Annotated in this window: 29 protein-coding genes and 3 tRNA genes; 21 read left to right on the top strand and 11 right to left on the bottom strand. The window is 48.7% G+C overall.

Annotated features, from left to right (window positions below; all coding sequences use genetic code 11):
- Positions 1–17 precede the first annotated feature (17 nt).
- The 8 genes from PUT07_RS23575 to PUT07_RS23610 all read left to right on the top strand — a co-directional run bounded on the left by PUT07_RS23575 (position 18) and on the right by PUT07_RS23610 (position 5589).
- On the top strand, positions 18–1271 hold the full coding sequence (locus PUT07_RS23575; protein WP_274471059.1) for an efflux RND transporter periplasmic adaptor subunit: 1254 nt from the start codon (positions 18–20) through the stop codon (positions 1269–1271).
- Between the two features lie 24 nt (positions 1272–1295).
- Positions 1296–3047 (top strand): hypothetical protein, encoded by a 1752-nt coding sequence (locus tag PUT07_RS23580; protein WP_274471060.1) that lies wholly within the window; start codon positions 1296–1298, stop codon positions 3045–3047.
- Between the two features lie 146 nt (positions 3048–3193).
- Positions 3194–3358, top strand: a complete 165-nt coding sequence (locus PUT07_RS23585) for a hypothetical protein (protein WP_274471061.1) — start codon at positions 3194–3196, stop codon at positions 3356–3358.
- Positions 3359–3448: 90 nt separating this feature from the next.
- A tRNA-Met gene (locus PUT07_RS23590) sits at positions 3449–3525 on the top strand.
- Positions 3526–3535: 10 nt separating this feature from the next.
- Positions 3536–3609, top strand: a tRNA-Ile gene (locus tag PUT07_RS23595).
- A 210-nt stretch (positions 3610–3819) separates the two neighbouring features.
- A complete protein-coding gene (locus PUT07_RS23600) occupies positions 3820–4329 on the top strand; it encodes a GNAT family N-acetyltransferase (protein ID WP_338000773.1) in 510 nt (169 codons plus the stop codon).
- Positions 4330–4424: 95 nt separating this feature from the next.
- Positions 4425–4712, top strand: a complete 288-nt coding sequence (locus PUT07_RS23605) for a DUF2277 domain-containing protein (RefSeq protein WP_274471062.1) — start codon at positions 4425–4427, stop codon at positions 4710–4712.
- A gap of 133 nt (positions 4713–4845) precedes the next feature.
- On the top strand, positions 4846–5589 hold the full coding sequence (locus PUT07_RS23610; RefSeq protein WP_274471063.1) for a glycoside hydrolase domain-containing protein: 744 nt from the start codon (positions 4846–4848) through the stop codon (positions 5587–5589).
- Between the two features lie 41 nt (positions 5590–5630).
- Here PUT07_RS23610 and PUT07_RS23615 read toward each other — a convergent pair whose 3' ends face one another.
- A complete protein-coding gene (locus PUT07_RS23615) occupies positions 5631–6761 on the bottom strand; it encodes a hypothetical protein (protein WP_274471064.1) in 1131 nt (376 codons plus the stop codon).
- A 158-nt stretch (positions 6762–6919) separates the two neighbouring features.
- On the opposite strand from PUT07_RS23615, the gene PUT07_RS23620 reads away from it, so the two are divergent.
- The 4 genes from PUT07_RS23620 to PUT07_RS35470 all read left to right on the top strand — a co-directional run bounded on the left by PUT07_RS23620 (position 6920) and on the right by PUT07_RS35470 (position 9153).
- A complete protein-coding gene (locus PUT07_RS23620) occupies positions 6920–7756 on the top strand; it encodes an alpha/beta hydrolase family protein (protein ID WP_274471065.1) in 837 nt (278 codons plus the stop codon).
- 35 nt (positions 7757–7791) lie between these two features.
- Positions 7792–8304 carry a metallophosphoesterase gene (locus PUT07_RS23625; RefSeq protein WP_274471066.1) on the top strand — a complete coding sequence of 171 codons (513 nt, stop codon included), beginning with the start codon at positions 7792–7794 and terminating at the stop codon, positions 8302–8304.
- A gap of 79 nt (positions 8305–8383) precedes the next feature.
- Positions 8384–8701 (top strand): hypothetical protein, encoded by a 318-nt coding sequence (locus PUT07_RS23630; protein WP_274471067.1) that lies wholly within the window; start codon positions 8384–8386, stop codon positions 8699–8701.
- 176 nt (positions 8702–8877) lie between these two features.
- A complete protein-coding gene (locus PUT07_RS35470) occupies positions 8878–9153 on the top strand; it encodes a hypothetical protein (protein WP_310187561.1) in 276 nt (91 codons plus the stop codon).
- A 902-nt stretch (positions 9154–10055) separates the two neighbouring features.
- On the opposite strand, the gene PUT07_RS23640 is transcribed toward PUT07_RS35470, so the two are convergent.
- Positions 10056–10128: transfer RNA gene (locus PUT07_RS23640), tRNA-Val, on the bottom strand.
- Positions 10129–10500: 372 nt separating this feature from the next.
- On the opposite strand from PUT07_RS23640, the gene PUT07_RS23645 reads away from it, so the two are divergent.
- Positions 10501–10695, top strand: a complete 195-nt coding sequence (locus PUT07_RS23645; RefSeq protein WP_274471068.1) for a hypothetical protein — start codon at positions 10501–10503, stop codon at positions 10693–10695.
- A 155-nt stretch (positions 10696–10850) separates the two neighbouring features.
- Here the strand turns inward: PUT07_RS23645 and PUT07_RS23650 are convergent, their stop codons facing one another.
- On the bottom strand, positions 10851–11060 hold the full coding sequence (locus PUT07_RS23650; protein ID WP_167063890.1) for an alpha/beta-type small acid-soluble spore protein: 210 nt from the start codon (positions 11058–11060) through the stop codon (positions 10851–10853).
- A 228-nt stretch (positions 11061–11288) separates the two neighbouring features.
- Here PUT07_RS23650 and PUT07_RS23655 point away from each other — a divergent pair, with 228 nt between their 5' ends.
- The 3 genes from PUT07_RS23655 to PUT07_RS23665 all read left to right on the top strand — a co-directional run bounded on the left by PUT07_RS23655 (position 11289) and on the right by PUT07_RS23665 (position 12883).
- Positions 11289–11615, top strand: coding sequence for a hypothetical protein (locus PUT07_RS23655; protein WP_274471071.1), 327 nt, complete (start codon positions 11289–11291; stop codon positions 11613–11615).
- A 157-nt stretch (positions 11616–11772) separates the two neighbouring features.
- Positions 11773–12324, top strand: coding sequence for a superoxide dismutase family protein (locus PUT07_RS23660; protein ID WP_274471072.1), 552 nt, complete (start codon positions 11773–11775; stop codon positions 12322–12324).
- 22 nt (positions 12325–12346) lie between these two features.
- Positions 12347–12883 (top strand): hypothetical protein, encoded by a 537-nt coding sequence (locus tag PUT07_RS23665; protein ID WP_274471074.1) that lies wholly within the window; start codon positions 12347–12349, stop codon positions 12881–12883.
- A gap of 295 nt (positions 12884–13178) precedes the next feature.
- Here the strand turns inward: PUT07_RS23665 and PUT07_RS23670 are convergent, their stop codons facing one another.
- The 4 genes from PUT07_RS23670 to PUT07_RS23685 all read right to left on the bottom strand — a co-directional run bounded on the left by PUT07_RS23670 (position 13179) and on the right by PUT07_RS23685 (position 17509).
- Positions 13179–14270 (bottom strand): Ger(x)C family spore germination protein, encoded by a 1092-nt coding sequence (locus PUT07_RS23670; RefSeq protein WP_274471076.1) that lies wholly within the window; start codon positions 14268–14270, stop codon positions 13179–13181.
- Positions 14267–15343, bottom strand: coding sequence for a GerAB/ArcD/ProY family transporter (locus PUT07_RS23675; protein ID WP_274471077.1), 1077 nt, complete (start codon positions 15341–15343; stop codon positions 14267–14269). Before PUT07_RS23675 ends, PUT07_RS23670 begins: the two co-directional genes overlap by 4 nt.
- A gap of 34 nt (positions 15344–15377) precedes the next feature.
- A complete protein-coding gene (locus PUT07_RS23680) occupies positions 15378–16688 on the bottom strand; it encodes a spore germination protein (protein WP_274471079.1) in 1311 nt (436 codons plus the stop codon).
- A gap of 386 nt (positions 16689–17074) precedes the next feature.
- Positions 17075–17509: a CBS domain-containing protein gene (locus PUT07_RS23685; protein WP_274471080.1), complete on the bottom strand. Its 435-nt coding sequence runs from the start codon at positions 17507–17509 to the stop codon at positions 17075–17077.
- A gap of 96 nt (positions 17510–17605) precedes the next feature.
- On the opposite strand from PUT07_RS23685, the gene PUT07_RS23690 reads away from it, so the two are divergent.
- Entirely contained in the window at positions 17606–18067 is a 462-nt protein-coding gene (locus PUT07_RS23690) for a divergent PAP2 family protein (RefSeq protein WP_274471081.1), read from the top strand.
- An 83-nt stretch (positions 18068–18150) separates the two neighbouring features.
- On the top strand, positions 18151–18588 hold the full coding sequence (locus PUT07_RS23695) for a GNAT family N-acetyltransferase (RefSeq protein WP_274471083.1): 438 nt from the start codon (positions 18151–18153) through the stop codon (positions 18586–18588).
- Between the two features lie 31 nt (positions 18589–18619).
- Here the strand turns inward: PUT07_RS23695 and PUT07_RS23700 are convergent, their stop codons facing one another.
- Positions 18620–20212, bottom strand: a complete 1593-nt coding sequence (locus PUT07_RS23700; protein ID WP_274471084.1) for an ATP-binding protein — start codon at positions 20210–20212, stop codon at positions 18620–18622.
- Positions 20213–20371: 159 nt separating this feature from the next.
- Complete coding sequence (locus PUT07_RS23705; RefSeq protein WP_274471085.1) at positions 20372–21127, bottom strand: MBL fold metallo-hydrolase; 756 nt, start codon at positions 21125–21127, stop codon at positions 20372–20374.
- Between the two features lie 121 nt (positions 21128–21248).
- Here PUT07_RS23705 and PUT07_RS23710 point away from each other — a divergent pair, with 121 nt between their 5' ends.
- The 3 genes from PUT07_RS23710 to PUT07_RS23720 all read left to right on the top strand — a co-directional run bounded on the left by PUT07_RS23710 (position 21249) and on the right by PUT07_RS23720 (position 23247).
- Complete coding sequence (locus PUT07_RS23710) at positions 21249–22142, top strand: alpha/beta hydrolase (protein ID WP_274471086.1); 894 nt, start codon at positions 21249–21251, stop codon at positions 22140–22142.
- Between the two features lie 81 nt (positions 22143–22223).
- Positions 22224–22844, top strand: a complete 621-nt coding sequence (locus PUT07_RS23715; protein WP_274471088.1) for a stalk domain-containing protein — start codon at positions 22224–22226, stop codon at positions 22842–22844.
- 91 nt (positions 22845–22935) lie between these two features.
- Complete coding sequence (locus PUT07_RS23720; protein WP_274471089.1) at positions 22936–23247, top strand: DUF1292 domain-containing protein; 312 nt, start codon at positions 22936–22938, stop codon at positions 23245–23247.
- Positions 23248–23317: 70 nt separating this feature from the next.
- Here PUT07_RS23720 and PUT07_RS23725 read toward each other — a convergent pair whose 3' ends face one another.
- Together PUT07_RS23725 and PUT07_RS23730 are read right to left on the bottom strand one after the other, a co-directional pair.
- Entirely contained in the window at positions 23318–23737 is a 420-nt protein-coding gene (locus tag PUT07_RS23725; protein ID WP_274471090.1) for a DUF1885 family protein, read from the bottom strand.
- 85 nt (positions 23738–23822) lie between these two features.
- Positions 23823–25292 (bottom strand): aminotransferase class I/II-fold pyridoxal phosphate-dependent enzyme, encoded by a 1470-nt coding sequence (locus tag PUT07_RS23730; protein WP_274471092.1) that lies wholly within the window; start codon positions 25290–25292, stop codon positions 23823–23825.
- Positions 25293–25331: the final 39 nt, after the last annotated feature.

The following is a 25331-nucleotide window of genomic DNA, read 5'->3' on the forward strand; positions in this document are numbered from 1 at the left end:
AAAAGGAGAAATCGAATATGAAACGTCAGTTGTTGACAATGAAGGAAAGTGCCAAATTCATCGGGATCGTCGCGCTTAGCGCGGCGATCGTCACCGGATGCACCGCATCTCCGGCAGCCAGCCCGTCGCCGACACCGGCCGCTGAGCAGGGCGTGAAAGTTGTGAAAACAGCGAAAATTGCAAAGCAAAAAATCGGTGAGCCTATCGAGCAGGTGGGGGATGTCGTATCGTCCGTCCTCCTGGACATCGTGCCGAAGACAGGCGGGGAAGTCATCGAAATCGTCAAGAAGCGCGGGGAGAAAGTAGAGAAGGGCGACGTCTTGTTCCGCTTGGATCCGACGGACGCACTGATTCAGAAGGACTTGAATGACGTGAGCATTCGAGGCGCGCAAAACGGTCTCAGCACGGCGAAACAAAATACGACCAACGGCATCGAGGATGCCAAAGACCGCGTTGCCAAAATGGAGACGGCCGTTAACGATCTGGAGAAAGCCTACAATAAAGTGCGTAACGAGTATGATCTGGGTACGGCAACGAAATCGCAATTGGATCAAGCGGAGACGGCGCTTACGAATCAGAAGAAGGACCTGGCGAGTGCACAGAGATCGTTGAAAACATTGCAGGAAACAAACTCTTATGCCCAATTGGAAACGAGTCTGGAGTCGGCTCAAGTCAGCGCCCGCAATATTGAGCGAACGTTAAGCAATTTGGAAGTAAAAGCTCCGGCGTCCGGCATTTTGACCGACTTGAATGTGACTGTCGGCCAGACGCTGGCACCAGGCGGCCGAGTAGGAGAAGTCCAGCAGACGAATCCTGTGAAAATCAAATCGCAATTGACGGAAGCTTCGGCCAGCCTGGTTCGCGGCAAAAGCGAATTAACGTTCTACATACCTGGGATGACGGACAAAGCTACCGCGAAAGTTACGTTTTTATCGGATGTCATCAACGGTCAATCCAAAGCTTACGACTTGGAGCTTGAAGTACCGAATCCGGATGGCAAGCTGAAGCCGGGCTCCAAAGCACAAGTTGAACTTACGAAAGACGATGAACAGATCGTTCCGGTTATTCCGAGTCTTAGTATCGTTCGCGAAGGCGGAGACAGCTATGTTTATATTGTTAACGGCGACACGGTTCAGAAGCGTAAGGTAGAGCTTGGAAGGTTAAATGAAACGAATCAGGAAGTCATCTCCGGGGTCAAAGAGGGCGAGATGCTCGTCATATCCGGACAGCACCAGCTGAAAGATCAAGACAAAATCAAGGTGAGCAACTAACACGAGCTCAAGGAGGCGTAAGACGTGAATAAGAAGATGAAGAAATCGTTGGCTACTATTGTACTATCCGCTGCACTTTTGACGACTGCCGCTATGCCGGCATGGGCCGCCGAAGATGTGAGTTCCGTTATTTCTACTGAAACAGCTGCGATACCCAGCTATTCGTTGACCAATCATGTTGAAGTGGAGATCAAAAGCATCCTAAACGATCATGAAACCGATACGACGAAGCTGGGGGCCGTCATCCGCGTTCGCAATACGAGCGGGAAAGTGACGCGAGTACCGGATTATGAACTGCGTGTTCGGATGAATGACGGGATTGAGTACACCTTGCAGCCAAGCGCCAAAAATCCGAAGTCGATCCAGCCCAAAAGCCAGCAGGAGCTGAGCTATATGACGACGGTTGAGCGCACCGATGACGCGGAATTAACGGATCTAAGCTTCGTTGATGTGGATTTAGAGGTTTATCCCAAGAAAGAAACGACGCTGTTGAGCGTTCCGGTTGACGCCGGACTGGTGTGGAGCGGCAGCGACAGTGAAATTACGAACTCATCCGCCTTGCTGAAATGGGGCGAGCCATTTAGCTTGCCGTCCTTGCATTCCCCACTAGGCTTCACTCCAGTCGATATCCACAAGGAAATTACCGCTAAAGGTGTTTCCAACGTTGTGCAAATTCAGGTCGTGAACCCGACCAAGGAACGTCAAACGGTTCCGAATTTCGGCATCGATGGTAAAACCGCAAGCTCCGTATATTCCGGCAGCCGCGCAGAAGCATCGGTTGTACTGGATCCGGGCGAGAAGAAGTACATCCATGTCGTCATCCCAACCGACCTCGAGACGGAATTCTCCAGCTTGAATGTGGTAACGCCGGAGAGCTTCTTCGCGGCAGGCCCGGACGGCAAGTTGTTTGAGGATACTTACCGGGTAGGGCGCATTAACATTCTGCTCCCGGCAGGTGCGGCAACACAGGGCGTCATCCCGGCGCCGGATTACACATTGGGTACGCCGGTCAAGCTCGATTCGACGAATAAATTCGTACCTTCGAATGTCGATGTATCGCTGGTCGAGCTGCATGTCACCAATAACGATGACGACGGTTTTAACACAGCAGTTGCGAAATTTAAATTGACGAACAACAGCGACCGCCCGATCCCGATCCCGGCGATCGCAACGGAGCTTGTGAGCAAAGACGGTTACGCGTATGGAGGCAGAAGACAGGCGTCAACAGCGCTCACCGTTGTTCCCAATGCTTCTTATATCGTGAGTTACTCCTACGCGCTTCCATCTTCGGAGACCGGAGAAGACTTGAAAATGAACCTGTACAGCCAGCAAGCAAGCGGAGATACAACGTACAGATCGTTGCTGGCAACAGCGAAAGTACCGGTTCAGCCGAACGACTTCACAGCCAAAACCCTGAATGTGTACCCTTATGAGATTACGATCAAGAATTGGACGATTTCGGCGATATACATGGCTACACTGACCTATGATTATAAGCTGAAGCTGGATCTGGATATTAAGTCGGATAAGCAGGTGACGGCGGATAAGTACAACAGTAAGCTATCCTTCGAGCTGTTCGACAACATCGGCAATCCCGTCGGCAAAACGACGAGTGATCTATCCGGTGAGGGCCGATTGTACAACGGCACGAATACGATCGATCTTAATGCCAGAAGCGGCCAATTGGATTACCCGATCCAAATTAAGGTCTACGAGACTTTCACGAACGAGATGGGCGAGACCGTCAAACGCTTGCTGACAACGTTCAAACAATAAATCCATGAAGAAAGGAAGCCGCTTGGACCCGTGCCTAGAAGCACGGCCAGGCGGCTTCTTTACTTAGCTTTCGCGCATGACTCATAAGTCGGTTCTATTCTGGATAAGATAGGATTACCGATGTCAATATAAACGGAGTGATGGCAGTGAAATGGATATATTGGGCGAAATTATATGATTCCAAGTTTCAGGCGGGCTGTCTGGCGAAAAGGATGGAAGAAGATTGGTGGATCTATGGTTATGAATGCCCGCAGGAAGTGGAAGTATTCAAGTCCAAAAAAGGCCGTTTCGGCGTTCGTTACAACACGTAAGCAGCTGCAGCTGCACTAAAAATTAACGCTTGACTTACAGCTCGCCTCTAGTGTATATTTATTTTTGTCGCTGTTGAGCGGCAATGATGACGCGGGGTGGAGCAGTCCGGTAGCTCGTCGGGCTCATAACCCGAAGGCCGCAGGTTCAAATCCTGCCCCCGCAACCAAATTTTATTTGGGCCTATAGCTCAGTTGGTTAGAGCGGTCGGCTCATAACCGATTGGTCGGGGGTTCGAGTCCCTCTGGGCCCATAGTGTTGAAACCCTTGATAGGTAAGGGTTTTTTATTTTTAATTTACAATCCAACAAAGCCCCTCAACGACTCGGTGATTCCGAGCTGTTGAGGGGCTTTTTCGCGGATGATGGGGCGATTTCCATAGCGGGGGATTCAATGTATTCGCTTCGAGGTACACTACATTTGGATACGCAAATGAGTTGCAGCCCGTTTTAAGGAGGAACTAGATGATGGACGATAGCGAATTTAATCAAGTATTCGCTATAATGAAGGCGTCGTTTCCAGAAAGTGAACGTAGAACCTATACAGGGCAGAAGGAATTGTTATCTGAACCTTACTATCGACTTATTACTGAAAAAGACGGCAGCAACAAGATTATTGCTTTTGTGGCTGTATGGGAATTTCCTGCGTTTCGTTTTGTGGAGCATATTGCTGTTGATCCGGACGTACGGGGGAGCGGACTAGGAGGGCAATTAATGAAAGCGTTGCTCGAAGAGTCGCGGAAGCCTGTCCTATTGGAAGTAGAGCCGCCAGATACAGATTTGGCACAGCGGAGAGTGGACTTTTATAAACGATTGGGCTTTCAGTTGAATCATTTTGATTATGTGCAGCCGCCTCTGCAGACCGGTCAGCCGGATTTGCCGCTGAACATCATGAGCTACCCCGAACCTCTGACGGATGCGGTGTTCTCTGCATATAAAGATACTATGTATACGCATGTGTATAAGGTCAATTAACTGTATGCGGTTTGCCAGCAATTACAGTTCCGTGCTATGATTTCTTATAAATCATAACAACGTAAATTTGGAACATGTCCAAAAAGGAGCTTGCAATGTGCCGAAATATTAAGCCGCTTTTCAATTTCGATCCCGTTGTCACCGATGAGGAGATTCAAGCAGCCTCTTTGCAGTTCGTGCGTAAAATTTCAGGTTTCACCGCGCCGTCTAAAGTAAACGAGGAAGCATTCGATCTTGCGGTTCAAGAAATTACGCAGGCTGCCAGTAAGCTGATGGATTCCCTTGTGACGCATGCGGAGCCGCGCAACCGGGAAGTGGAAATCGAGCGTGCGCGCGCAAGAAACGCCAAACGATTCGGGACCGTACAGAAGAAAAATTCGTAAGAGGATTGGCGCTTCCCTGCCTAGGTAAGCGCCTTTTTTAGTTACTATACATAAGTAATTAATCGGATGCAGTAGCGCTCTATTGTCTATGAGCATATGATGTATGAAACTAGTAGAAATTAGGTGATTGAAAGTGGCCAAAGGTTTTGATTGCTCAACGCCGTTAACAACTCAAACCGCTGCAGCTTTCGTCAGGGATGGCTACTTGTTTGTGGCCAGATATCTCGTTCCAAGCGGGTATAAGGCTTTAACGAAAGGCGAAGCGGAATTGATCAGCAACGCCGGATTACAGATCGTTTCGGTATACGAAACGACAGCGAACAGGGCGCTGGGCGGAAGGAGCGCAGGCTTGGCGGACGGGGCGGCGGCCGTTCAGGTAGCCCAACAAGTCGGCCAGCCGGAAGGCAGCTGTATTTATTTCGCTGTCGATTTTGACGCTACAAGCGCCCAGATGCCGACCGTTATCGCGTATATCCAGGCGGCCAGCGAAGCGACACCGCAATATACAACCGGCGTCTACGGATCGTATGCCGTGATGGAAGCTGTTAAGCAAGCGGGCGCATGCTCGCGCTTCTGGCAAACCTATGCGTGGAGCGGCGGTAAAAAATCTACATTCCTTAACCTTTATCAATATTTGAATGATGTCCCTGTCAACGGCATCCAAATCGATCATGATGAGTCGTATGGCAGTGAAGGCTGGTGGAATACGCTTGCGGCGCCAGAGCCTCCGACTTATGCATTGTCCGCTAAGGATGCCAATGCGATCATTCCGTTTCTGGCGGCAGGCTACGAAGCGACGTCGTCGGCTCCGGCCCGGGCGGAATTTCACCGGTTGGCCAACGAGCTTCGCAAATATTCCGGGCAGCCGGAACAATAAGAAAGCCCGGCAGCTCATCTCACTGAGCTGCCGGGCTTTCGTCATTGCAGTACCGCGCTGCGGATGTACCAGCGTGAATCGAGCGACGCTCGCTCAAGGCGGAACAGCACGCGCTTGACCTTGGCCGGCGTAGACGTCACGTCGACCGCGGTCTCGAGCTCCAGGAGCTGGGATACGTCCCGCTCCGGAAGCTTGGACAGGCGTCGCATGCTTCGCACATGCACCGCCTGCTCTTGCCCGGTGGTGACCTGCAGCAGCTGCAGGTCACCTTGGTTCGCCGCGCTGATCCAAACGTCGATCAGCGCCCAAGGCGAAAGCTTGCTGATGTAAGGCATCAGCAAGCCGGCGGCCCGGTGCACCATCACTTGGTGCGCCGGATCGGACGAGCGGGAGCCGTGCGTGACGCTCCCGAGGAAATGGATGCAGAAATGACCTTTGAAGTCATTCCCGGGAATACCGTCTCCGCCATGCGGCATACCGTGCATGGATCCTGCCAGCGTGCGGTCGCCGATCTTCACCAGGACCGCCTTGCGGTCCCAGCTCCAGGTACCGCCGTAGATGCTTTTGAGCGTCGCGGAATCTTCTTTGGTCAGCGGCTGCACATCCGCATGTGAGGAGCCTGCGCGGCGCTGGCCTTCGAAGCTAAGGCCGGATTCCACGTCGGTGATCGTGAATTTACTGTACTTGGGGATAACTTGACTCGCATCCTCCCATGGCAGTATTTCACCGTAATGCTTGGTTCGTATCGTTTGAACTTGCGCGCGCAGCGATTCCTGCATGCCGGTTGAAAGCGGTAGGAGCGACTTGGCCATAAGATCGACCAATTCCCCGTTGACGGTAACGCCATATCGCAGCGTTTGGTCTTTATGCCGGTACACCAGCGTCGTATCCGGCGGCAGCGGCTCGGCATAAGGATAACCGGAGCGAGAATCTCTTTGAGCTTTCTCCAGCTCACGCTGCAATTTTTTATCTTCAAAAGCAGTTTCCGTTAGATAGGCGGCATGCGGGGAGGCTTTGACAATAAGCTGAAATGTGCTTGCCGGAACCGTCTCTTGATAAGCTTCCGCTCTCACCGATCGGCTTATGGAAGCGGACAACCCTGTCATCAGCAGGGTACTTACCAGGATAGCGGTCAATTTAAGGAGCAAGCGGGTAGATCGATTGTAGGGCATAGGCGAGCTTCCTCCTGAATGAATTTCAACTTGGGTTAGTTTACTTACCATAATCAAGTTTGTACTAATTGGGATAATTTTATGAACGTATTCGGAGGCATGCCGTCAAAGAACGATTGTGTTAAAATATAACAGGATAAGTAGAAGGAGGGACAGGGATGAGAGAACGTGCAGGCCAAGCATTCGAACTGAAGATCGGAGATGACCGAGTGATCCGGGGTGATTGGTACGAATCCGCCATTCAACCGGCTCGGGGGACCCTTGTGGTGTGTCATGGCTACAAAGGGTTTAAAAACTGGGGGATGTTCCCGCATGCGGCCCGCTCATTGGCAGAAAGCGTCGATGTAGTAGCGATCAATTTCTCACATAATGGCGTAGGCGCTGATTTGCTCGAATTTACGGAGCTGGAGAAGTTTGCCCGTGATACGTATTCCCGGGATCTTGAAGATTTGCAAACGGTCGTACAGGCAATTAGAAACCGGGAGGCGGGCGCAGAGAAACCAATATTGCTATTGGGTCACAGCCGGGGAGCGGGCGTATGTCTCATTCATGCACTTGACCATCCGGAACAAATCGCAGGTGTCATCTCGTGGAACGGCATTGCTTATGTCGATTTGCTGACGGAAGAGAATAAGGAAGAGATGCGCAGAACGGGAAGAACGTACACGCTGAATGGACGCACGAAGCAGAACATGCCGCTCAACCTGGAAATTCTTGAAGATATGGAGCATAACGGAGAGCGTTATGATATTGTCAACAGAATCAGCGGAGCAACGTTCCCGATTGCGCTTGTTCAAGGGACGGCGGACGGAGAACGGCTTATTCGCGGATCATCCGAACTGGTTCAGCGTAACCCCGATATCCGGTGGATTCGAATTCCGGATGGAAATCATACCTTTGGCGTCGTGCATCCATTTCAAGGTGAAACTTCGGCGCTTCAGCAAGCGATTCAAGAAACGCGTGGTGTAATACAGCAAATGTTGGGCCGAGGATAGCTGCTTGGCCATCTTATAGGGAAGGGGCGATTGACATGGCAACGACTTATTTTATTTCGGATCATCACTTTGGCCATAAGCATATCATTGACTTTGAGAACCGGCCGTTCGGGGATGCTGACGAGATGACGGCTGCGATGATCGCCAAATGGAATGCCGTCGTTCGTCCGGAGGACAAAGTGTTCCATCTGGGCGACTTTTCTTTCTTGAACAAAGAACGAACGCAAGCCATCGTATCCCAACTGAACGGATATAAAATCCTGATTCTTGGCAATCATGACCGCGGGAGGTCGCGAGCCTGGTGGCTGGATGCCGGATTCGACGAGGTCAGCGAATACCCGTTGATTTACAACCAATTTTTCATCCTCTCCCATGAGCCGATGTACATGAACAAACAGATGCCTTATGTCAACGTTCACGGCCATATTCATGGCCAGCGGTATGCAGGGATTCACTATTACAATGTTAGTGTCGAGCAACTGGATTACACGCCTATCTCGTTTGAGCAAATACGCGATTCGGTGGTGGCCGATGAGGAGCAGTCGTAATCCGATTCCTTATAGTAAGATAGCTGTTTTGTGAGAAGATTAACAACAAACTATATTTATCGGTAAGGAGAATTATTTAATGCCTCAGATGTCATCTTATAAGCTGCCGTGCGGATCCAAAAGTTTTTATCCTGAAAAGCTGGACTATTTAACGCGCAAAGGGAATTATATTTTGTTTGCCGCTTATTCATCCAAGAATAAGAAAGGTTATCTGATTTCTCCTAAGCAGAAAGGCGTTGAAATCGTTGTAGAAGGTCCGCCGCAGGATATTGTGAATCTATATGAGAGCCTTGGTCTTGAAGCAAATGAAATAAAAGAGGCGAATCACGTGTTTACTTATAAACAAGCGCAGTCGAAGGAAGAATTTGAACAAGCTTTTGAAAAGTTCGTTCGTTAAGAGTGAAGTAAAATCTAGGCCTGACTGTTAGCGTGCACCCCTTAGAATAGACATTGGAAAAACGACTGGTTAATCCAATGAATATATAAGGGGTTCTTTTTTCATGGGGATATTTGTTGTGTTAGATATGGAAATTTTGGAAACAATATTTTTATTGGTTGATAGAGGTGACATCGATGGATAATTATTCAAACAATAATAAATATCGACGCTACAAAGCACATGTCAGTACTTTCGGAACAACTCAGTTGCATTTTAAAAGCCCATATCTTGTTGCTTTTTGGTCAATAGCCTTCCCAGGTTTCGGGCACCTGCTGATGTCCAAATTTATTCGGGGAATGCTGTTATTTCTATGGGAACTTTATATTAATCAAACCACACATCTGAACGAAGCGATGGTCTATTCCTTTAATGGGGATATAGATTCAGCTAAAACCGTATTAAACTATTAGCTAATGTATTTATATATTCCTGTTTACCTCTTTGCTATTTTGGATAGTTATCGCACCGCGGTGGATACAAATAAAATTTATCTGCTGGCTAAAAGAGAAAACGCCCCGTTTAACACATATAGCATTGGAGCCCTAGAATATAATACCTGGATAAAAAGAACCCCCTGACCGCCTTATTAACTTCAATGACGATCCCAAGTATGGGACAACTGTATATGAACAGATTCATTATGGCTGCTTTTCATCTCGTGATGACCGTCATATTTATCCAGCAGTCGCATCTATTGGAGGGAGTTCACTATTTTAATTTTGGGTGATATTTCCAAATCTACAAGTGTATTAGACGCACAATGGCTTTTATATACGCCGTCCTTTTATTGTTTTGCCGTTTATGATGCTTATACGAACACAGTAGAAAATAACAAGCTATACGAAGATGAGCAAAGAAATTATTTGAGACAGCACTATCAACCAACGAACTTTAGGATCAAGGAAACAAGGTGAATTAGGTGCAGATCTTCGCGACTTTTGAGCATTCCACTTTCATTGAATTGGCGAGGGTTTATTCTGGAATGGGGGCCTATCTATTGGGGGCTGATAGGGGCAGGCTTCGTCGTTGGTATTCTAATTGACTTGTACATTTATAAAGTTTATAGAAAGAAGCAAAGAGTTTTAAAAGGTGAAAACTCAGAAGTCATCCTGATTATCAATTGCCATGAGAGTCAGGTGGAATGCATTGAAGGAATACTATGGGACCACTTGGCTCTTGGGTTAGCGAAAATAAAGCCATTCCATCCTCAACCGTCCTACCAAATGGAGTTTGAACAGAGGTATTTATTATAAGTATTGTTGAACATAAAGAAACCCGCAAAGCACAAGGCTTTGCGGGTTTCTCTGTGTTATGACCTGTAGTGGGCTCGAACCACTGACCCCCACCCTGTCAAGATGGTGCTCTCCCAGCTGAGCTAACAAGTCGTTTGGTGAAGATGTTTCTTAATATACCAAGTATTTTTATGTTTGTCAACACATGCTTGCCATCTTTTTGTGGAGCTACTGACGCCAAAACCGGAAAATTTTAAAAATAAAATGAGGGGAACGGCGTCTCTTCTTGGATCTGGGGATGAAATCGTGTAAGCTCGAAGATGATTGTGCGTCCTCATTCCCTTTGCCTAGCAGCAGGGCGAGTTCTTCATTCGTTACACCTTGGGATATCATGCTAGCCGTCAACCTTTCTCGTTCAATCTTGAACCTACTATACCATAATCATCAACAGAGAGGATATAGGGCTTTCTTCTTATCCGGTTTTATGGTAACTTGATGTCATATGAGTTTGGGAGGATCAGAGCAATGACGAAACAACAGCATCGATGGAATTTACGTTTGAAAAGCAGCAATGTCTATTTAGGTACCGTCTATTTAGCGGACCCGCTTCCGGAAGTGGAAGATGTGATCATGATCGGAGATAAGAAATATACCATTCTCGAGTTGGGAAGCAATCGCGATGCCAGCGATGTGTTTGTCGAAGAGGTCAAGAAGAAATAGTGAAGAAAGCGCCAATTAGCGATCCTACCAGACCGCTAATGGCGCTTTTTTTGTTTCACGCGAGATGACGATTTTGAGAAAAGAAAAAGACTGATGCGCACTCTAAGGAGGATCGAGTGTCTCAGTCTTTTTGAGCTTGCTCCTACATCAAAGGATTAACGTTTGAAGCTGGAAAGTTGCTGTTCAGCGATTTGCACCAATCGCTTCGTGATGTTGCCGCCGATCGCGCCCGCATCACGCGTTGCCAAGTTACCGTTGTAACCAGTTGGGGAGAGAGGGACACCAATTTCCTGAGCGACTTCAAACTTCAGTTGATCCAATGCTGCTTTTGCTTGTTGCACGACTAAAGTGTTGTTTCTAGCCATTCAAAATCATCTCCTTTTTATTGGTACACCAGTATTATTTGAATGTTCAGATAATTTATGCATGCAATTAATAATTTTTTTTCAGGACAGGTTCATGCGAGAGTTCTCTCCTAAGCATGTTTTATTTTTCTATGAATATACATGAGGCGAAGCCATAAAAGCTCCTGATTGCTCAGCTGAGCTTGTGCTTGCCAGGTTTGACTTATGAAACTCTTAGGAGGAATCCGAATGAACCGGTCGGATGTGATTTTGGAGCTGCAGCTCGTACCTGAATTGCTCAAACAAGCAGAGGCTATTTATGTGGATGCGGTATCCGAACTTAGCTGGGCTAAGCATCAACTGCTAGCCAAAGAATGCGAAGTTATTGGTGACGGTGTGGTCACAGGCAAAAACGAACAACAGCGTCAAGCGGAAATGTGGCCGTATACGAAAGAATTGCAGCAGCAAGTGCTGCGGATGGAAGACGCCGTCGAGCATGCTAAAGTTGAATTTCATTTTTACAAAAGGAAGCTGGAAAATCTGCAAATCATTGCGAAATTGATGACGATTCTATAAAGAGGGGTTGAACGCGATAAGAGTCTGCGATCGGAAGATTGCAGGCTTTTTGCTGTTTGTGTCCCGTACATGAAAAATTTGTTGAAATGATGCGGTTACAGTGAAGGCCAGTTGTGCATCCTAAGGGTAGATTATGTAAATGGGGGGACTACACCTAATGAAATCTTTAGCGATGGTAATGACGGTAAGTGTAGGAGTGTTCATGCTGACAGGCTGTCAAAGCGTGAAAAGCGCGGCAACGACGGAAGCAGCTGCACCTCCGGCACCACTTCAGGTGACTTTGATCGGATCCAATGGCCAAAATGTCGGAACAGCACAATTGACTTCTGTTCAGGAAGGGGTACAGATCGACCTGCAAGTAAGCGGGTTGGCTCCAGGCCCCCATGGTTTTCATATTCACGAGAAATCATTGTGCGAAGCGCCTACCTTCGAAACGGCAGGAGCTCATTTCAATCCTGTGAAAAGAGAGCACGGCTTCCTGAATCCGAAAGGCGCGCATGCCGGCGATTTGCCTAATCTGATCGTGGACGAGCAGGGGAACGGCCGACTGAGTACGGTCACCAAAGCGGTAACGCTTCTTCCAGACAAAATAAATTCGTTGTATAAACAGGGAGGCACTTCTCTGGTCATTCATGAGAAAGCGGATGACCTGAAGACAGATCCGTCCGGTAATTCTGGAAAACGAATTGCATGCGGTGTCGTGAAATAAAGGAAGGAGCATTCTTCACAACATGATCAAAACACAAGATCTCAAGCTGCAGATGGATGAACTTACGAAGCAAAATGATTTGATGCTTATCGAGCTCGAGCAGGTCAAGAAAATGTTGTTAAGCGGCACTCAGGGTTCGCAGCACGCGCAAGGCGGTCAGAGCCAGCAGCAGGATTCCGGTAACCAGCAGTCGCAGCAGGAGCAGCAGACGCAGGACCAACAGCCGCAGGCACATTCACAAAGCCAAGCGCAAGGCCAAGACCAGGGTCAAGGTCAGAGGCAAAGTCCGTCCCAAAGCGGGCCAAGCGGTCAGGCGGCTGGTCAAAGCGGCTCAGGCGGGCAGCAAGTATCGGATTTGGCGAATGAGCTGCTTAAGATCAAAGATCTCGTTGAAAAGCTGGAGCAGAAAACATCGCAATACGTCAGCAGTCAAACGAGCAACGGGACGTTGAATGAGAAGGATGCCGTCAACTTGGTTCTGACCTTGATGAATGGCATGGTGGATTGGGCCAGTGAATTCGTATCGTCCAAAGCCTCCTCCAATGGACAATTGCAATAAAAGCAAAAAGAGCTGCGCTATCGCAGCTCTTTTTATATTTTGTCGAAATTCGCACAGGAAAAAGCCAATTTAATGGGAATAGGTTTTATTGATTCTTTAGGGGATTCGACAATATGCACTTATTTACAGATGAAAGATAGACCGATAAAGTAAAGAGGAGCTTAACTTAAAGAGACAAACCGTGGATGAGGTGTAGGTGTTATGAGAGAAATCGATATTCACCACCTGTTGGATCAACTTGGTATCCCGCCGTACGAATGGCAGCGTTGTCTGGCTATGCCGTCTTCCCCTCTGACTATTTCACAATTCCCACACCTTCAAGCTTCATCTGAATGTTCACTCGAAATTCGAGTTCCGGATAGAGCCCCTGCCATGTCCGCCACTCCTCATCGACCGAGCCGAAATGATGCGCGCGATAATCCAGTCCGAAACCCATAGGATCGAGATTCGCTTTTTGGAATTTTTCCAAGAGGTGCTTGATTTTCGCTTCCGTGAATTCACTGACTTCTTTCTCGTAAGTCGCCACCTGATGGGGATCGAGCGAGCCTAATGCGGATTCCTCAATAACTCCTCTCAATCTGATGTTCATATCCACGTAAGGCGGTGCGTCCTTAGGGGTATAAACCCGAAATTTGGATTTGATGTTATCTACCGAAACGAAAAAATTCTCTTCGCCCCCAACAGATTCCAATTCTACCTTGTTGATCGTGGCATTCATAATATTGAACAGCCGGGACTCATCGGCGCTTATCGTCAGCTTAGCGTTCTCTTTATCAAATACAATCGCTTTGTTAATGATATATTGATTGGACGTTGATTGAACGATGGGTAGGATCGGGTCGAGACCCCATTCTTTTTTTTTGCGATAGAAATCAAATAAATACTCGGATACCACGTAACCGGACTCCACCCCCGTGTTGCCGAAGCTTAGAAGCAGGGAGTTACCCGGCAGGCGCTCATGAGAGATTTGGGTCGATAGCACATCTTTGGCCGAAGGCTGCCCGGCCGCTACCCAGGATACAAGCTGGATATCCCTGCGCCGGTTCAGCCAGTCCATTTGATTGATACCGTATTCCTTCAGGAACGACTGCCCGAAAATAATCACTTTGGCATGGCCGAAGTCGAGCTCTTTATCGACCTTTGATTTCAGGAAGCGTACGGCTTCCGTGATCGAATTGGCATCTTGCGAGATGACTTCGTACTTGGCTGATCCCAAATCGAGATTGTTCCCCGGGATAGCCAGCTTAAGCGTAATTTCGTATTTCATATCAGGCTGATTCGACTTGTCAATGCCGAGCGCAACGACGAAGAACCGCCTGTCGATATCTTTGAATCCGCAGCCGCCGCATAAGCAGATCACAATGAAGATACATAGCAATCTTGTCACATCGTTTTCCTCCTAGCGAGAATGAACATCGTCAGGACCAAGACGATTTCAGAGGCGAAACGCAGGTCTAAATAAAATGTCGCCATGTCGAATAAAGATTCGTCGTTGAATTTCAAGCCGAGCAGGAAGGTGGCCAAACCCATTACGGCGAGCGTCACCCAGGAAAATAACGTTTTCCTCTTTAGCCGCGGAAATAATTCCTTGCAGAATTCAAAACCGACATGCCAATGAATGAACGCACCGGCTAAGGAGATATTCGTGTAAAGCAGGATGAAGATAAACAGTACTCTTTCTACTAATCCGAATTCAACGCGCATGGAATCCGAGGCAGATATCCAAGGGTACAGGTATGTATTCACCGCTATTGTGCCATGGTAGCCAATCGGGATTAAAAAGCTCGTCAGCAGAACGAAAGTGCCTATAATCGGGATTGACCACAGGAAAGGTATTTTTTTGTGCGGATGCAGCAGCCGGTTGAAAATAACCAGGTTCGTATATCCGGTGAAAATATATGTACCCGCCGAAAGAGTATCCCATGTGGGCATATTCCAAATGTGCGTGACGATTTCCATGCCGGCATCGTAATCCATATATGTGTTCGTAATCGCCTTATACAGGACCCAGCCGATAATGGGGACATTCGTCAAGATCAGAATCTCCATGCAGTATAGAACACTGTCTGAGCTCAAACGGGCAATGAGGCCGACGACAACGATGAAAGCAAAAACGATATACATGGAGGAAACGTCGGGATTGATATATTTCTTCGTAATTTCGCTGAATGCAATGAGAGTTAATGCACCGGCGAGAAACCACATGTGGATGAAGTAGATCAAAATCGTGAGTCTTACCCAACCCGGCGCATGGTCTTTCAAAATTTCCGGCAAGCCTTGTTGGGGGAATTGGCGAATGGATTTAACGAAAACGTAAAGCAAGGTAAACCCGATCGGAACGGATAAGACGATCGACATCATGCTGCCTTCAAACCTGTGAGTAAGCAGTACGCGGGGGACGAAGATAACGATGTTAGCCAGCATATTGAGGAAAACCAAGTAATAAAAATACCGGACCACGCTGCAACCCCCTTGCTTCGAATCGACGACGACGCTACTTACGGTAAAAATAAAGACGCAAATAAGGAACTCCGAAGCTTCTTAGATGAGTCATGTAGGCAATCATGCTGATTAGCCCAAGAACGACACCGGTAATGCCGAGCACTGATGCCATCAGAATGAGCGGATACTTCATGATTCGCATAGCGAAGCTCATTGAATTAATCGGAACGACAAAGTTGGAGATCGCAACCGTGGACACGATGATAATCATGATGTTGGAGATCAACCCGGCTGAGGTCGCAGCCTGTCCCAGAATAAGGCCGCCGACGGTCGTAGCGGTCGAGCCGACGGACTTCGGGAGGCGGATGCTTGCTTCCAGAAGCAATTCCATCAAGATCAGCATGAGCAGTACTTCAACGTATGCAGGATAGGGTACGGATGCGCGGCTGCCTGCGATGGATAAGGCTAGCTGAACACGGAATATTTCCGGATTATAGGCGGTTAGCGCCACATAGGACGCAGGCAGCACAAGACTGAGAAAGAGTGCGAGATACCTTAAATACACGAGAAAATAGCTGACTAAAGACATCTGGTAATTATCATCCATCGACGAATAGAAGTCGAAGAAGACGACGGGCATGATGAGAACGAATGGCGTCCCTTCCAGCAGTAAGATAACTTTGCCTTGGGATAAATTCACAATGGTCCTGTCCGGACGTTCCGTGGACACGAAGATTGGGAAAATCGTGAATTTCTGTTTGGTCAGAAAAAGGTGAAGCTCATTCACGGACTGCAGCGTATCGACTTTAATCTCGTCGATGGTTTGCTTGATCCGCTCAAGCACCTCATGATCAACCTGCAGATCGTCGTACAGAAGACAGAGTCTCGTTTTGGACAAACGTCCGATTTCACGGGATTCCACCCGTAACGAGTTGGTTTGATAACGGACCCGGATCAGGTTGATATTCGTATCGATATGCTCGCTGAAGGAGGTTTGCGGTCCCTGAATCGTCGCTTCCACCTGGGCGTCGCTAAGGGCAGCGGCTTTGATCTGTGCGGCATGGAAGAGCACGAAACGGTCTTCGATCATGACGGCCACATAACCGGCTGTAATTTTGCTCAGCGCATCGACATTGGATGCCGGCTTGCCGCTGCGTGGAAAGGACAGCAAATAATTCTCATATTCGTGAAGACTTTTCATATGGAAGAAGGGGCTTATAATTTCGTCGCGGATGATATTGTTGTCGCAAACATTGGATATGAATAAGATCTCAGCTTCCAGTTCAGCGGAACGCATCGTGCGATGCTCCAAATCATCGGAAGGACCTAATTTGTCGAGCAACCATTGTTTATTCCGGTTCATCGCATCCAAGGATATCCTTTCCTTTCTAAGCAAAGTTTTCCTCTTAGTGTGTCACCGGAAACAGCGGGCTATCCATGATTTAGCAGAGTGGCGGTTAATTCTATACCGGATAGGGGTATGATTGGGAATGAACGGATTTTGTGAAAGACATTTATTTCCGGAAGGGGGTTATGACGAATCAAGAAGCGGGCGATCCGTTCCTTGGGGGAACGGACCCATACTTCCACGGTACGATCGATGGGATCGTATCGATAAGGATCGTCAATTTGCCGTAGGATTGAAGCGAATTCGCGAGGAATGCAGACGGAACCGCTGTTCTGGATAAAGTGGATGACAATTGGAATATGGCAAGTGTCTGGTCTATATGTTCGGGAGGCTTAGCACCTTCACGGCCGCTCTCCCGCCGCGGAGGGGGATTTGAAATTGATTTGCTTGGCGCAGTATTCAATGATTTCGCTTCTGCGGACGATGCCGATGAATTTATCGGAGTCGTCGACGATCGGCACGAAGTTTTGCACTTTGGCCAGATCAATGAGATCGACCATGTCCGCATGAATGTGAACGGGCTTGTTTCGAACGCGCAGCGGTACTTCCGACAGGAGGTGGCGATGGGCATTCTCGAAGGTCACGCCTGCGGCATTTTTCAGAAACCATAAGAGATCCCCTTCGGTCACCGTGCCGACATAATGGCCGTCGTCCGAAAGAATCGGCACTGCGGTATAGCGATGATATTCCATCCGTTCAAGTGTTTGGCGAAGCGTTGTTTGTAACGTGGTTGTAATAACCTCGGATTTGGGCAGTAAGAAAAAAGCGATATTCATGTATCGCACTCCTTTCGAAAAGCAACATCTCTATTGTATCAAAAATCGCGAATAGAATCTAAACCTATGAAGGATGCTACAGGTGAGGTGAGCGCGATGAATCGAGCTTTAACGACCGCTTTGTTAGGAATTGGCACGGCGCAAGTCATGAAAATTCCGCTTGGCTATATCACGACAAGGAAATGGGATTGGTCGCAAATGTTCCAAACCGGAGGCATGCCAAGCTCGCATTCGGCAGGCGTCTCGGCGCTTGCGACCTATATCGCCATGAGAAGAGGGCTGTCAGCCATCGATTTCGCCGTAAGCTCCGTCTTCGGCGCCGTTGTTATGTACGATGCGATGGGGATTCGACGGGCAGCAGGGGAAATTGCCGTAGAAGTGAACGATCTCGATGAGCAGGTCGAGCGTCTGGCGAAGCAGCATCCAGGTTTATACCATGCCCGGAGGCGCAAAGCGCTGAAGGAACGGCTGGGGCATTTGCCGCGGGAAGTAGCCGGTGGAGCACTGTTGGGGGTTGCGATTGGGGCTTGCAGCTACTGGTTGGAAAAACGGAAATGAACAATGGTTAATTGTGGACAACCTTTCTGGAATGCGTTAAGATCAAAGAATGGTCTTAGTAAGGGAGAAGGGAAGAAGTTCACATGGAAATCATTCGCGTTACGACAGCCGATCAGCTGCAAGATTGCTTCAAAGTTCGTTTCAACGTGTTCGTCGACGAGCAGCAGGTGCCAGAGCATTTGGAAATGGACGAGAAGGATGAATCTCCTGAAGCCTGTCATCATTTTCTCATTGTAGACGGAGATCAGCCGGTAGCTGCTGCCCGTTGGTACGAATACGAACCCCGCACCGCCAAAATGCAGCGTATTGCCGTGCTGAAATCATATAGAGGGCAGTCCCTCGGCAAGCAAATTTTGTTAGCTATGGAACAGCAGGCTCGCGAGTTGAACTGCACGTCTTCCGTGCTGGACGCGCAGTGTCACGCGGAAGGCTTTTATAACAAGTTAGGGTATCAGGTTATCTCCAAGGAACCGTTCTATGATGCCGGCATATTACACGTCAGAATGAAGAAGCCGCTGTAACCAGCGGCTTTTTTTTTGCTATTGCGACATTTTATGACTGCTGCTCCACAGATAACGGGAAGGTCATGATGAACCGGGTGCCTGTGCCGAGCTCACTTTCGACTTCGAGCGTGCCCTGATGGTCTTGAACGATTTTATAGCATATGGATAGTCCGAGACCGGTTCCGGTCTCTTTGGTTGTGAAGAAGGGGTGAAATATTTTCTCCAGCTGATCGCTCGGAATGCCGGGGCCATTGTCGGCGATCACGATCGTCGCCCTTTTGGAATCGCTGCTTAACTGCATTTGGATGACCCCGTTTTCTTCCATGGCTTCGCAAGCGTTCTTGATTAAATTGAGCAGCAATTGAATCATCTTGTCCTGATCCATGAGCATATGGGCCCCGTCCCCGGAATCGACGTAATGGATCTGGTGCCCGAAACGGGTCGCTTCCGACTCCATCAGAGCTATGACCTTCAGCATGCATTCATGAAGCGAATGTATCCGGAAATCGATGCTGTGCGGCTTCGAGAACTGCAGGAATTCCGCGGTCAAGTCGCTCATTCGGTTGATTTCATCCATAATGAGGCCGTACCAGTTCTCGATATTGTAACCGTTTGCTTTGGAAATTTGTAGAAATCCTTTGACTGTCGTCAGGGGATTGCGGATTTCATGCGCCATGCCGGACGCCAGCTCGCCGATAACTTTCAGTTTATCCGAACGCAGCATATGCTCTTCGCGTTTCAGCCAAGACTCGCGTTTCTTGATGAATAAGTTATGTTCGGCCATCAGGATCAGATCGTCCTTGGTCAGACCGTCCAGCGGGTAAGTAGCGATGCCGTAGGTGATCTGGATGCCGGTCAGCTTCGGCAGGTCGGAATCCAGCTTCAGCCTTAACGAGGCTGTCAAGCTCTGTTCCTGCATGAGCGGCATGACAACTGCGAATTCATCCCCGCCGTAACGAGCGATAAATAGCGCCTCTTTGAATAAAATTTGCAGAAGTTCGGCCATCTGTTTCAAAATAAAATTACCGGCTTGAAACCCGCGGCTCGTATTCATCGCTTTCAGATCCGTGCAATCGATCAGGATGAGCACGAGGCTTTGTTTCTGGCGGATAAGCTGTTCGAGCCGTCGATGTGATTCTTCGTAGTTGTAAAGGCCTGTGAGGGAATCCTGCTGGGAAATCAAGTAGCGTTCTTTCTTTAACCGGTCAGCTTGCTGGAGTGTGGAGAATGTCGTTTTGGTCAGCAGGGCGACCGTTGTGAAGTGCAGGACACTCTCCACCATATAGACCCAGAGCAGGTCATAGAAGCCTTTGATCAGGAACACGTTGCCAATGAAAATGAATGCGTAGGATGCAGTGAGCACCCACGATTTCTTGCGGTTTTCTTCCGTATAAATATCGTAGAAAAGCGTTAGTATGTAGAGGGGAAGGAGATAGCTCAAATGCCCGACATAATGCATACAACCGATAAGGAGCAGACGCAGCCAAGGCAGTGCGTTATGCTTGAACGGCAATCTGAGACTGATAATATAAAGCGAAAGAATGAGGAGCTGTAAAGGAAGGCTGATGCCCGTGTGTAAAATGTTGATATAAAGCATATATACAATTGCATAGGCACTAAGAATCCAATTGATAACCACCATATCATCTCCTGCATGTACCGATGTCCGTTTATACACCTCTGTGACATGTTCTCTGTCCGTTTACCAAATCCTGCTGAAGCCCGAAAAGATTAGGAAATAATCGCGGATAATCGCGAAAAAGAACCTAAGGGACTAGTCCCGAAGGTTCTGATGAAGTAGTTATGATTCCGGAAGTTCAAGAACCTCGTGCTGGCGAATAAATGTCATCCTGCCGGTCTTGCCGATGAACTCGTTCATGTTGTCGCTGTAATGCATAAGATATATGCGCTCTTGGACATGTTCAGGCAGTGTCAGCAGTTCCTCGAGTGTCGCATGAATAAATCCTTTGCCGCTTAATTGACAATCGTGCAAAATCGTATGACAATTGCGGTTGTCGACAACTTCCTGAAGGAGCAGATCTCTGTTGAAGCGGGTATCTGCGCTGTAAAATATTCGGCCGTTAATGAAAAGCGAATAATTAGGTTTCTGGGGGATATGGAGCGTAGGTATGTATTCGATCGTGAGCCCCGGACCGATTTCGTAAGGCTTATTTTCTTCTATAATAAGAACATGGAAGTAATCTTCAAGGGAGTTGAATCCGTCCGCGGGGTTATACATGCCGCCCTTCAACGTGTTCTCCCACAAAATATCGGCAATGGCCTTCGGGAGAAAGAGCTTTGTTTTCTTCCGGTTGCTCTCATATAATAATCGAAAGGCGATTTCTTCGAGCCCGCCGACATGGTCGGCATGTATATGCGAGATGACGATGCCGTCGATGTCATCGGGCTTCATCTGAAGGTCGTGAAGCGATTTGGGTGTGGTGACGCCGCAATCGATGAGAACGTTCAACCCGTTTGAACGGACCAATGCGCTTGTATTGTAAAATGTTTTGGCAAAGGCACTGCCGGTTCCCAACATTTGAATTTGCAAACTCATTCATCCGCCTCCATTTTTCGACAAAAAACATCTTTTTCTAATGTAGCACGGGAGCTTACCCATTTCAACTAAGTTTTCGTGAATAATTATCCATATAAGGGAAAAAGTGGTGACAATTCTAATGATATGGCTTATTCTTGGGGGATTTCTCTTTCTGATTCTTATCCTGTTAATAGGAGTTTCGACCTATGTAGGTTGGCAGCTGACTCATCCGAAACGCAAGCTCGTCGATGAGTCTCCGGAAACCTACGGCTTACGAGGGGAGGATGTATCCTTCCCGAGCCAATCCGCGGATGTCACGCTGGACGGGTGGTTCTTCCGTTCACCGGGCGCGCCTGCGGGCAAGTCTGCGACGACGGTCATCATGGCTCACGGCTATGCCGGTACCCGGCTGGAGAAGGGGCTGCCTGCGTTAGCTTTGGCGAAGGCGATCGTGGACGGGGGCTACCACGTGCTGATGTTTGATTTCCGCAACTCCGGGAAGTCGGAAGGCCGTGTGACGACGGTCGGATATTTGGAGAAGCAGGATGTTCTTGGCGCCATCGCATGGGTGCATGCGAATGTCCCAAGCAAAGTTTGCTTATTAGGCTTCTCCATGGGCGGCAGTACGTCGCTCTTGGCCGCAGCGGAAGAGTCCTCCGTCCGGGGCGTTATCACCGACAGCGCATTCAGCCAGCTGAGTCCCTATCTGGAAGATAATTTGCCGGTCTGGTCGAAGCTGCCGAGATTCCCGTTCACTCCGCTCATCTTGAACATTCTGCCGAGATTGATCGGCGTTAATCCGCGTCAGGTCGATGCGCTGGCCGCCGTCGATCACATTTATCCGAGACCGATCCTGTTCATTCACAGCGAGGATGACGAGGCCATCCCGTGGTCGAACAGCGAGGGGATGTGGCGCCGGCATCCGGACACCTTCGAGCTGTGGCTGACGAAGAAAGCGGGACATGTGGGATCCTATCATTTGCAGCCGGAAGCTTACAAGAAGCGTGTTCTAGCTTTTTTATCAAAATTATAATTTCGACGCAACTCTTCCTGACCTTCGGAGTATAAAGATGCAGACACAAAGATTACTAACGAGAGCTGGAGGTTAATGAAGATGAAAGTAGTACAGCGGATATTTGCGTTGATGCTGGTGTTTTTCGTACTTAGCACGGCTGCAGTGGTAGCCTCATCGATATGGGGGGATTATAAGGGGTATAATATCGCTCGTCTCGTAGTGAACGATACGACGCAGGAATTCGGCGATTCCGACGTTCCGCCGCTCATTATGGACGGCAGCACCGTTCTGCCGCTGCGCGCCGTCAGCGATGCGCTGCAAGCTTTGGTGAAATGGGATAACGCCAACAAGACGGCGTACTTGTACAAACCGAACGTGCATTTATTCTTTACGACCGAGGTGCGCAAAGATTCCGCCATCGTTCCGTTCGGCGTCGTAGAACGAGGGAAACAAGCTGATTTCATCGTATTCGCACAGGTGGACAACTTGAAAACAAGCATTGATTCCGTGAGAGTATCCATTATCTCGCCAAGCGGCAAAAGCGTAGTTACGCCGGTGGTGAAAGCCATTACCGAATCCAAAGAATCGTTCTGGCTGAAAGTGCCGTTGTATGGCGTTTCTTTCGATGAGGCTGGAACGTACGTCGTGAAGTTTGCAATGAAGGCTGCAGGATCTAGCGATTATTCCGTCGTTTCCGAGAAGCAGATTCAATCCGAATAGGGTGGAAAACACAGGATCCGGTTTGACCTCTTTATATGAAAATGTTAGGATAATGACGTAACTAATTATTCGACGAAATGAGGTTCTGCCTGTGAGCGATGAGAAGCATGATCATGTACACGGCCCGGACTGTGACCACGATCACGAGCATGGGGAAGATGTTTTTATCGTAACGGACGAGAACGGTGTAGAGCACGAGATGGTTATGGTATATACCTTCCAATCTCAAGAGCAAGCATATGCTGTATTGCTCGATCGCAATGATCCTGAAGCTGACGGTGTTATTTTCCGTGTTGAAGAAGAAGGCGACGACGCCTACCTGGTCAACATTGAGAATGAAGAGGAATGGGAACGCGTAGTGACTATTTACAACGAAATCGTAGCTCAAGAGGGCGAAGAATAAGCGCTATACATAAGGAAGGGCTGCCCCTTTAGTAGAATTTCTACTAGGGGGCAGCCCTTCGCTATTTCATTCATTTGCGCGGATTGAAATACATGATTCTGCCGTTGAATAGATGAAGTTCGGCCTTCAGCAGCTTCCCGAGGTACTTGCAGAACTCGTTGCCCTTACTCTTGTCGCCATGGGTAGCGTCGTCGGGTAGAACGACTTGAACGTAGTGCCGCTCTTCGTCTTGATGCTTCTCCGTGCCAACGCCAATCACCATATATTTGTACAGGGGATTGATGCCTTTCAGGTAGAACCACTTGCCTTCGCCCTCGGCCTTCGTCTCAATCGTATAAGGGAATCCGGCTTCGTCATATTCCCAGCCAAGCTGCTTGGCTGTCAGACTGAGCTGTTCTCGGTAATGCAAAAGCTTCTCCTTGATTTCATTCAAGGTGAGTGCGGTTACTGCGGAGCCTGTTACGAATTTAATATAAGCGCTTTGAGCCATTGCTTGTTCACCTCATTCGCTAAACATCACCAACATCATAGCATCATGTAAACGGTTTTACAATATATGCCTGCACGAAAACGGTCTAGAAAATTGCTTGCGTCTCCACGATCACTTTGACATTCTGCACGCTGCGGTCTTCAGGTCCTTTCACTGGCAGACCGACCTCCACATGCTCGACAATGTAGTCGATGAGCTCCTGGGTAATGACTTCACCGGGGAGCAGAATCGGAATGCCCGGCGGATAGACGTAAATAAACTCGGCGATGATGCGGTCCGCAGATTCCTTGAAAGGCAGCACTTCGGTTTCCCCGTAGAAAGCGTCCCGTGGCGTCAGCGTCAATTGCGGGATGGCCGGAACTTTAATGACGACCTCTTTGACTTCAGCGACGTCGTCGTTGATGTGCGACAGCTCGCGCAGAGCCGTCAGCAGAGTTTCGATGTTTTCCGGCGTATCGCCCGGTGTGATGAGGCACAGGATGTTGTACATGTCGCTCATCTCAACTTCGATATTGTAATGTTCGCGAAGCCAGTTCTCGACTTCGAAGCCTGTGACGCCGAGCTTGCGCACATGTACGCAAATTTTGGTCGGATCATAAGTGAAGGTTGCTTCCTCGCCCAGGATCTCCTCCCCGAAGCAGTACAAATTCGGAATTTCATTAATCTGTTTCCTTGTATACTGCGCCAGCGCGATGGTGCGCTCAGCCATTTCGTACCCGTTCAAGGCAAGATGACGGCGTGCCGTATCCAGCGAAGCGAGCAAAATGTATGACGTAGAAGTCGTTGTGAGCATGGAGATGATCGTCTGAATCCGCTTCGGGTTCACGCGGCTGCCTTTCACGTTCAGCACGGAGCTCTGCGTCATGGAACCGCCAAGCTTATGTACGCTGGTGGCCGCCATATCGGCGCCTGCTTCCATCGCGGACATCGGCAGTTTATCATGGAAATGAATCAACACGCCATGCGCTTCATCGACGAGCACAGGCATGTTATAGCTGTGAACGAGGTCGACGATCTCTTTGAGATTGGTACATACGCCATAATACGTCGGATTGATGACGAGAACCGCTTTGGCGTCAGGGTGCTTCTCAAGCGCTCTGCGCACAGACCGTGTCGGAATGCCGTGATCGATCCCCAGGTTCTTGTCGCGGGCCGGTTGAATGAAAACAGGCTTGGCGCCGACGAAAATGATCGCGGCAAGCACGGACTTATGTACATTCCTCGGAACGATAATTTTATCGCCTTCCGAGCATACCGTCATAATCATCGTCATGATTGCTCCGCTTGTCCCTTGCACCGAGAAAAACGTATAATCGGCGCCATAGGCGTCCGCAGCGAGCTTCTGGGCTTCCTCGATGACGCCCATCGGTTGATGGAGATCATCCAGCGGTGCTATATTGATGAGATCGATGGACAGGGCGTTGTCCCCGATAAAGGAACGGAACTCCGGGTCCATGCCGACCCCTTTTTTATGGCCAGGAATGTGGAACTGAATCGGATTTCTTTCTGCATGCTTCTGCAATGCATCGAACAGGGGGGTACGGGTATGATCCACCTGATTATCGCTTCCCTTCTCTCGTGGATTGCTTGTCGA

Origin of the sequence: Paenibacillus sp. MAHUQ-63 (assembly GCF_028765165.1) — a bacterium.
In the GTDB taxonomy this organism is placed as follows: domain Bacteria; phylum Bacillota; class Bacilli; order Paenibacillales; family NBRC-103111; genus Paenibacillus_E.

Bases quoted from the DNA above. Each gene is read 5' to 3' on its own strand.
- PUT07_RS23665 (WP_274471074.1), top strand. From the start codon at position 12,347: ATGATCAAAACACAAGATCTCAAGCTGCAGATGGATGAACTTACGAAG.
- PUT07_RS23660 (WP_274471072.1), top strand. From the start codon at position 11,773: ATGAAATCTTTAGCGATGGTAATGACGGTAAGTGTAGGAGTGTTCATG.
- PUT07_RS23700 (WP_274471084.1), bottom strand. From the start codon at position 20,212: ATGGTGGTTATCAATTGGATTCTTAGTGCCTATGCAATTGTATATATG.
- PUT07_RS23655 (WP_274471071.1), top strand. From the start codon at position 11,289: ATGAACCGGTCGGATGTGATTTTGGAGCTGCAGCTCGTACCTGAATTG.
- PUT07_RS23620 (WP_274471065.1), top strand. From the start codon at position 6,920: ATGAGAGAACGTGCAGGCCAAGCATTCGAACTGAAGATCGGAGATGAC.
- PUT07_RS35470 (WP_310187561.1), top strand. From the start codon at position 8,878: ATGGATAATTATTCAAACAATAATAAATATCGACGCTACAAAGCACAT.
- PUT07_RS23600 (WP_338000773.1), top strand. From the start codon at position 3,820: ATGATGGACGATAGCGAATTTAATCAAGTATTCGCTATAATGAAGGCG.
- PUT07_RS23630 (WP_274471067.1), top strand. From the start codon at position 8,384: ATGCCTCAGATGTCATCTTATAAGCTGCCGTGCGGATCCAAAAGTTTT.
- PUT07_RS23680 (WP_274471079.1), bottom strand. From the start codon at position 16,688: ATGAACCGGAATAAACAATGGTTGCTCGACAAATTAGGTCCTTCCGAT.
- PUT07_RS23695 (WP_274471083.1), top strand. From the start codon at position 18,151: ATGGAAATCATTCGCGTTACGACAGCCGATCAGCTGCAAGATTGCTTC.
- PUT07_RS23625 (WP_274471066.1), top strand. From the start codon at position 7,792: ATGGCAACGACTTATTTTATTTCGGATCATCACTTTGGCCATAAGCAT.
- PUT07_RS23685 (WP_274471080.1), bottom strand. From the start codon at position 17,509: ATGAATATCGCTTTTTTCTTACTGCCCAAATCCGAGGTTATTACAACC.
- PUT07_RS23690 (WP_274471081.1), top strand. From the start codon at position 17,606: ATGAATCGAGCTTTAACGACCGCTTTGTTAGGAATTGGCACGGCGCAA.
- PUT07_RS23725 (WP_274471090.1), bottom strand. From the start codon at position 23,737: ATGGCTCAAAGCGCTTATATTAAATTCGTAACAGGCTCCGCAGTAACC.
- PUT07_RS23575 (WP_274471059.1), top strand. From the start codon at position 18: ATGAAACGTCAGTTGTTGACAATGAAGGAAAGTGCCAAATTCATCGGG.
- PUT07_RS23705 (WP_274471085.1), bottom strand. From the start codon at position 21,127: ATGAGTTTGCAAATTCAAATGTTGGGAACCGGCAGTGCCTTTGCCAAA.
- PUT07_RS23605 (WP_274471062.1), top strand. From the start codon at position 4,425: ATGTGCCGAAATATTAAGCCGCTTTTCAATTTCGATCCCGTTGTCACC.
- PUT07_RS23645 (WP_274471068.1), top strand. From the start codon at position 10,501: ATGACGAAACAACAGCATCGATGGAATTTACGTTTGAAAAGCAGCAAT.
- PUT07_RS23650 (WP_167063890.1), bottom strand. From the start codon at position 11,060: ATGGCTAGAAACAACACTTTAGTCGTGCAACAAGCAAAAGCAGCATTG.
- PUT07_RS23615 (WP_274471064.1), bottom strand. From the start codon at position 6,761: ATGCCCTACAATCGATCTACCCGCTTGCTCCTTAAATTGACCGCTATC.
- PUT07_RS23715 (WP_274471088.1), top strand. From the start codon at position 22,224: ATGAAAGTAGTACAGCGGATATTTGCGTTGATGCTGGTGTTTTTCGTA.
- PUT07_RS23710 (WP_274471086.1), top strand. From the start codon at position 21,249: ATGATATGGCTTATTCTTGGGGGATTTCTCTTTCTGATTCTTATCCTG.